Origin of the sequence: Bradyrhizobium frederickii (assembly GCF_004570865.1) — a bacterium.
GTDB lineage: Bacteria > Pseudomonadota > Alphaproteobacteria > Rhizobiales > Xanthobacteraceae > Bradyrhizobium > Bradyrhizobium frederickii.
The window spans coordinates 1-6,653 of the sequence record NZ_SPQS01000069.1 but is presented as its reverse complement, the minus strand read 5'-3'; the positions used below and the strand labels follow the sequence as shown (position 1 = coordinate 6,653).

General features: G+C 63.9%; 5 protein-coding genes and 4 pseudogenes. 6 read left to right on the top strand and 3 right to left on the bottom strand.

Going from position 1 to position 6,653, the window contains the following annotated elements; translation table 11 throughout:
* The 5 genes and pseudogenes from E4K64_RS40960 to E4K64_RS38865 form a co-directional block, all read left to right on the top strand.
* Window positions 1-442 (top strand): annotated as a pseudogene (locus tag E4K64_RS40960) (hypothetical protein); the annotation flags it as partial.
* A 33-nt stretch (window positions 443-475) separates the two neighbouring features.
* The gene (locus E4K64_RS40955; RefSeq protein WP_209311910.1) at window positions 476-1,387 is read left to right on the top strand and encodes a recombinase family protein; all 912 of its coding nucleotides are present in this window, start codon (window positions 476-478) and stop codon (window positions 1,385-1,387) included.
* Between the two features lie 79 nt (window positions 1,388-1,466).
* Complete coding sequence (locus E4K64_RS40950) at window positions 1,467-2,129, top strand: hypothetical protein (RefSeq protein WP_235884965.1); 663 nt, start codon at window positions 1,467-1,469, stop codon at window positions 2,127-2,129.
* Window positions 2,126-2,371 (top strand): hypothetical protein, encoded by a 246-nt coding sequence (locus E4K64_RS40945; protein ID WP_126262229.1) that lies wholly within the window; start codon window positions 2,126-2,128, stop codon window positions 2,369-2,371. Before E4K64_RS40950 ends, E4K64_RS40945 begins: the two co-directional genes overlap by 4 nt.
* A gap of 115 nt (window positions 2,372-2,486) precedes the next feature.
* Window positions 2,487-2,933: pseudogene (locus tag E4K64_RS38865) on the top strand (IS21 family transposase); the annotation flags it as partial.
* Between the two features lies 1 nt (window position 2,934).
* Here the strand turns inward: E4K64_RS38865 and istB are convergent.
* The 3 genes and pseudogenes from istB to E4K64_RS42025 form a co-directional block, all read right to left on the bottom strand.
* Window positions 2,935-3,522: pseudogene (gene istB, locus E4K64_RS38860) on the bottom strand (IS21-like element helper ATPase IstB); the annotation flags it as partial.
* 560 nt (window positions 3,523-4,082) lie between these two features.
* Window positions 4,083-5,960 (bottom strand): F-box protein, encoded by a 1,878-nt coding sequence (locus E4K64_RS38855; protein WP_135167597.1) that lies wholly within the window; start codon window positions 5,958-5,960, stop codon window positions 4,083-4,085.
* 230 nt (window positions 5,961-6,190) lie between these two features.
* Window positions 6,191-6,342 (bottom strand): annotated as a pseudogene (locus E4K64_RS42025) (IS256 family transposase); the annotation flags it as partial.
* A gap of 70 nt (window positions 6,343-6,412) precedes the next feature.
* Here E4K64_RS42025 and E4K64_RS38850 point away from each other — a divergent pair.
* A partial coding sequence (locus E4K64_RS38850) for a hypothetical protein (RefSeq protein ID WP_135167358.1) occupies window positions 6,413-6,653 on the top strand: 241 nt, incomplete at its 3' end.

The following is a 6,653-nucleotide window of genomic DNA, read 5'->3' as shown; positions in this document are numbered from 1 at the left end:
CCGGCTTGAGGTGCTCAAGGAGCGGTCGGGGCGCGGTCCTGCCTACGTCGTTGTTGCGCTGCCGGACGGCCGGCCGCGGGCGGTTCGGATCGCGTCGACGGATCTTGCCGAGACGCCGATCACGCCCCACCCGAACGCCGCCGATCTGCCGCGCATCAGTGCACGTACGCTGATCCCATTGATGCAACATTTGAGCGCGAGTCTGGGCCTTCTCGACGAGAAGGTGATTCGCGATGACCCACCGACCGCTTCCAGGTCGCGTTGCGTATCGACCGCTGCCGACGTTGGCAAATCCACCTGGCCGTCCGACGGCCGAGATTCCGCGACCGCGACGCAAACCCAGATCGCTCAAATCCTCGCCACGCTGCTGCGGCTAATGCAAGCGGTTCCCGGCACGTCCGGAAGGGGACTGGGTCGTGCTGATCAGCTCGAACATCTCTGACGAGCGGCTCACGACCGCACACACCGAGCCAAGTTGGCCTACGTCTATGTGCGGCAGTCATCCGTGAACCAGGTGCGCCAGCACCAGGAGAGCACGGAGCTGCAGTACCGCCTCGTCGATCGTGCCATCGGTCTGGGCTGGCCGCCGGAGCGCGTCCAGGTCGTTGACGAGGATCTGGGCAAATCCGGCGCTGGCGCTGTGGATCGTCATGGCTTCCAGAAGCTCATTGCTGAGATCGGCCTTGGCAACGCCGGTCTTGTGGTGAGCCTCGACGCTTCTCGCTTGGCCCGCAATAACCGGGACTGGCATCAGCTTCTCGAGCTGTGCTCGGTGTTCAGCGTGCTCATTGCGGATGGCGAACGGATTTACGATCCGCGTGCCTACCACGACCGCCTGCTGTTGGGCTTGTCCGGTATCATGAGCGAGGCGGAGTTGCATCAGCTTCGGATGCGCCTTCACCAGGGGGAACGCCAGAAGGCGGCGCGGGGCGAACTGCGGCTGCCCCTGCCAGCCGGGCTCGCCTATGATCGAGCCGGCACAATTATTCTCAATCCTGATGAGGAGGTGCAGGCCCGTCTTCATCTCGTGTTTGCCAAATTCCGGGAACTGCAAAGCGCTCGCCGTGTGATGCGCTACTTGGACAGGAACGGATTGTCCTTGCCGGTTCGACCGCTGCTTGGACCATCTCCGCACGAGATCGTCTGGCGAGCGCCAGATAGTGCGCGCGTCCTTAGTATCCTTCAAAATCCGGCCTATGCTGGGACGTATGTTTATGGTCGCCGGCAAAAGGATCCGAGCCGATGCCGGCCGGGATCGCTGACGGGAACGGTCAAGGTGGCGATCGCGGATTGGGCGGTTTGCCTCCACGCCGCTCACCCAGGCTATATCAGCTGGGAGGAGTTCATGGCCAACCAGGGGCGACTGGCACAACGTCTTCCGCTATGAGGCAGGACATTCTGGCGTACCGCGCAAGGGGGCAGCCCTGTTACAAGGAATTGCGATCTGCGGCCGTTGTGGACGGCGCATGAGCATGCGCTACACGGGCCCGAATGCCGATTATCCGGTCTATTGCTGCCGTTCGGATCGGGACCAGCAAGGCAGTGCACTGTGCCAGGAAGTCCGGGCCTTGGCGGTTGACGCGCTGGTTGAACGGGTGGTCCTCGATGCCCTGGTGCCGGATCAGATTGAGATCGCACTCGCGGCGGCGGACCAACTGGAGCACGAGAGCCGTCAGCTCGAGCACCAGTGGGCGCTTCGCGTGGAGCGCGCCCGCTACGAGGCCGAGCGTGCTCGGCGTCAGTATGACGCCGTAGAGCCCGAGAACCGTCTTGTGGCGCGCTCACTTGAGCGGGTTTGGGAAGAGAAGCTGCGTGTCGTCGAGACGGTCGAGCAGGAGCATGCGCGTTGGCGCGCGCAAGAGCCGCTTCTGATTGGCCCGGCGGAACGCGCGGGCCTACAAGCGCTCGGCGAGAACCTTCCACGGATTTGGAACGCGGCCATCACGTCGGCAGCCGATCGCAAGCGCATTCTGCGATTTGTCATCCGCGAAGTCGTTCTTGATCAGAAGCGGACCCGAGGTCAGGTGTGGCTCAAGATCGTCTGGCAGACCGGCGCAACCAGCGAGCATCACTTGCAACGGCGCGTTCACACCTACCGCGATTGCATCAACATTGATCGGTTGCGGTGATCGTCGAGTTGAATGCTGAACACAAAATGGATGCCGAGATCGCGGCAATACTCAATCAGGAAGGCTTCATCGCGGCCCTAGGCTGCGCGTTCAAAGGCAAGAACGTCTGGGTGTTGCGTACCCGCTGGGGCATTCCCACCGTCAAAATCAACGGCATGGCTGTCCCGCGGCGATCAGGATGGAAGGCAGCGTCAATCAAGGTGAGAGAGTTTCGCTGGGCTCGTGACGTAGGGAGGGCGTAGCCCGACCGGAGTTACGAGCCCAGCGTCGGCGCGATCCCGAGGAGGACCGCGCCGACTGGTGATCGCGGCCGGCGGGGTTATGCAAGTGGTTCTTCCGCCAAGAGGAATCACTCGCGTGCCCGGCCGACACATCACAGATCACCAGATGAGGCTCTACATGAAGTACCGTCAGACCGATAGCCCGCCAGTGGCGGCGGCCAAGGCATCATTCAGTGCGTCGACCGCCTATCGGATCGAGAGAGACCCCCGATTTCCATCGCAAAGGAAGGCGCCCCGCGGCCGGCGACGGCCGGACCCGTTGGGCGACGTGTTCGAGACCGAGATCGTCCCGATCCTGAAGGCGGCACCTGGCTTACGCCCGGTGGCGGTATTCGAGGAGATGCTACGGCGTCATCCGGATCTCGGCAGCGGTATCCGTCGTACCCTGGAACGTCGGATCCGTGCATGGCGGGCGATCCACGGCGAGGAGCAGGAGGTGATCTTCCGCCAAACCCACGAGCCTGGCCAACTCGGCCTCTCCGACTTCACAGACATGGACGAGTTGGGTGTTACGATTGGGGGTGCACCGTTGGATCGCCGATGACTTCGTGCCAGGTGTCGACCGGGAGCTGGCTGGTCACGATGGTGGAGGCTCGGCCGTGGCGGTCGTCGAGGATCTCGAGCAGATCGCGGCGCTCGGTAGCGGTGAGCACCGACAATCCCCAATCGTCCAGGATCAACAATTGGACGCGGCCAAGGGTTTTGAGCAAGCGCGCATGACGTCCATCGCCGCGTGCGAGCGCCAGTGCTTCGAACAATCTTGGGACGCGATGATAGAGGACCGAGCGATTGTCGCGGCAGGCCTTGTGGCCGAGAGCGCAGGCCAGCCAGCTTTTGCCGAGGCCGGTCGGCCCGGTAATGAGGAGATTCTCGTGGCGATTGATCCAGTCGCCGCTGACGAGCTTGGCGAAGACGGCCCGGTCGATGCCCCGCGGCGTGCGCCAATCGACGTCCTCCACGCAGGCATTCTGACGTAGCGCGGCGAGCTTGAGGCGCGTGGTGAAGCGCCTGGTGTCGCGTTCAGCGGCTTCGCGGTCGACCAGCAGACCGATGCGATCTTCGAACGGCAAAGCTTCGAGATCGGGCGATCGTCGCTGCTCCTCGAAGGCCTTGGTGCGCCACGACGGCGCGAAGGAGGAGGTAGATCAATTGACCTAAAACCTTCAAGCAGCCTTGCTGTGCAAGAGATGAGGGTAGGCCCCTCGGGCTCGGATTGCAGGATCAGAGTCCAAACCACCACAAGCTGCTTCGACACAACGGTCGAGGTGGTGAGCGTTGTTGGAAAAGGCGGGCGCAAGCCCGTCAGGTAACGCAGCTCTGGTCGGGCTACGCCCTCCTGACGCCGCGGTAAGATTGCCCCGCGCAAACACAACCCGGCATGAATCCACTTAGAATCCGCGGGGATCTGTCCAAATAACCCGAGCCACTTCTCAAATCAGTTGCCGAAGGTCATCGCAGGTGTCAGCGTCAACGACGGCAACGAGGTCGTCCAAGTGCCGGCAAACCACGCCGCCTGATCACCTCATCAACCAAAATCCCGCATAGCTCACTTTTGAGTCAGAGCCAGCGATTGGACGCCGATCGCCTCGGAAACGAGGTCAACGCCGAAACACACACACACACAAAAGAACTTTTTCTGATTCACGCCTCGACGGGAAGAATCCGGGATAGCTCATTCCCGCTGTTCGTCTCTCCTCCTCGGCAACATTGCTGCGAAGGCCCGAGCCCGATCCGCGGGCATGGCAAGGCTGTCGGCAAGGTCAGCTAGGCGCTGCTGGAGCGCGGGGGCAACCCCCGCCACGCCTGCGCCGAGGCCCTCCAGCGCCGCGAGGCGGTACGCGGGCTCTTCAAGCTTCTCGGTGATGTCGAGGAGGCGCTCCTGAAGCGCGGGGGCAACCCCCGCCACGCCCGCGCCGAAGCCCGCCAGAGCCCAGGCGCGGTGCGCGGGCTGTTCCAGCTTCTCGGTGATGTTGACGAGGCGCTGCTGGAGCGCGGGGGCAACCCCCGCCACGCCCGCGCCGAGGCCCGCCAGAGCTTGGGCGCGGTGCGCGGGCTGTTCCAGCTTCTCGGTGATGTCGACGAGGCGCTGCTGGAGCGCGGGGGCAACCCCCGCCACGCCCGCGCCAAAGCCCGCCAGCGCCGAGAGGCGGTGCGCGGGCTGTTCCAGCTTCTCGGTGATGTCGACGAGGCGCTGCTGGAGCGCGGGGGCAACCCCCGCCACGCCCGCGCCAAAGCCCGCCAGCGCCGAGAGGCGGTGCGCGGGCTGTTCCAGCTTCTCGGTGATGTCGACGAGGCGCTGCTGGAGCGTGGGGGCAAGCACCGCCATGCCCGCGCCGAGGCCCGACAGAGCCCGGGCGCGGTGCGCGGGCTGTTCCAGCTTCTCGGTGATGTCGACGAGGCGCTGCTGGAGCGCGGGGGCAAGCACCGCCATGCCCGCGCCGAGGCCCGACAGAGCCCGGGCGCGGTGCGCGGGCTGTTCCAGCTTCTCGGTGATGTTGACGAGGCGCTGCTGGAGCGCGGGGACAAGCCCCGCTATGCCCGCGCCGAGGCCCGCGAGAGCCCAGGCGCGGTCCAAGGGATCGGCAAGCCCCTCGGCGATGTCGACGAGGCGCTGCTGGAGAGGGGGCGCAAGCCCTGCCACGCCCGGGCCGAGACCGCGCAGAGCCGCGTCGCGGTCCAAGGGATCGGCAAGCTGCTCGGTGAGGACAATAAGGCGCTGCTGGAGCGGGGGCGCAAGCCCTGCCACGCCCGGGCCGAGACCGCGCAAAGCCCAGGCGCGGTCAGTGGGCTCGGCAAGCTGCACGGCGATGTCGACGAGACGCTGCTGGAGCGGGGGCGCAAGCCTTCCCACGCCCGCGCCGAGGCCTACCAGAGCCCAGGCGCGGTGCGAGGGCGCTTCGAACTGATCGGCCAGGGAGACGAGGCGCTGGTGGAGTGCGGGCGCAAGCCCCGTCATGCCGGCGCGGAGGCCCCCGAGAGCCAGGAGCCGCTCCGCGGGGTCGTCCACACCCTCAACCAGACCGACGACATCCTCCTGCTGCGCCCCCGTAAGGCAATCGATGTTCGGCGCGAGTGATTGGAGCACGCCAGGCGCTAGCAGCGCAGCAAAGCGATCCGCGATGCCTGGTCGGCGCGCCGTCAACGCATTCCAGACGAACTGAACCTGGATAGCTCTCTGGCGCCGTTCGTGAACCTCCGCAGATAACCGGGTGGCGTCACGCAATTGGCGACTTGTTTGCGACATACTCACCAGGTCGATCGGCCTGAGCTTCTCGGCGACCATTTCGAACACGCCCGACGGTAAATGGAGTGAGTCGGGCGCTAGTCTGGTGAAGTTAGGCCGACCAAGGTCACCGATGAAGCGCGGGTTGTTGCTAGAGGAGGGAGCGCTGTCTCCTTGAGGTTCGCCGCGCGCCTGCTCGCCGACAAAGCAGGATGATTGGCCGGCTTGTTGAAAGCGAACAGCCGATCCCGGATCGTCCGGGCTACCAGCTTCGTGGGTGGGAAATCCCGAGATGGTGGCCTTGCCAGGCCCATCAATGCCTCTCATCATCCACCTCCTACAGACATCGAAGCGGTCGCGACTGCCGCATTGGGCGTATTCCTCTACTCCGTGCGGGAAGATAGAAGTCCACGACGTTCAAAACAAATTGCCGTTCATTATGAAGTCATATTTCATGACTATGCTAAAGACGTCGGAGATTTGTCGGATAAGGCATTTCCCTCGGCAGTTGAAACTGCGCCACCGGAGCTATACTTGGATCTGGGTGACGGGTCCGATCAGGCGGCGCGGACTTCAGCGGTCGGAATGACTTCGATTTCGTGCGCAAACTTTACCCCGGTATCACCTTAGGCAACTGATTTGTGCCCTTCAACCGTCGCCAGGTTTTAGATGCGGCGCCGACGAGCTTGAAGACCATCAACTTTGCTGTGTGGCGATAACGCGTCGGTTGTGAAGAACACGCAAGCCGTTGAGAGAGAATCGATTTTTGGCGAACAGACATGGTTCTGTTCGCAGGATTTCGGCGGGTGAGCCCGCAGTTTCTTGCAAATTGCTCTTGGGCGATCGCTGTGATTCTGTCGCGGCGGGCTAATCAACGACGGGCAATTGCAATGCGGCCGAAGGCGCGGCGGGAGAGCGGACAGAACGATCTGTTCAAGGCGAGGCTCGATCAAATCGTCGATCCGGACCATGCGCTGGTCAGACTGTCGGGCTCGATCGACTGGCGGTTCCTCGAAGACC

What these genes read in the sequence shown, in the direction of transcription:
- E4K64_RS40950 (WP_235884965.1), top strand. Translation starts at nt 1,467, where the DNA reads ATGAGCATGCGCTACACGGGCCCGAATGCCGATTATCCGGTCTATTGC.
- E4K64_RS38855 (WP_135167597.1), bottom strand. Translation starts at nt 5,960, where the DNA reads ATGAGAGGCATTGATGGGCCTGGCAAGGCCACCATCTCGGGATTTCCC.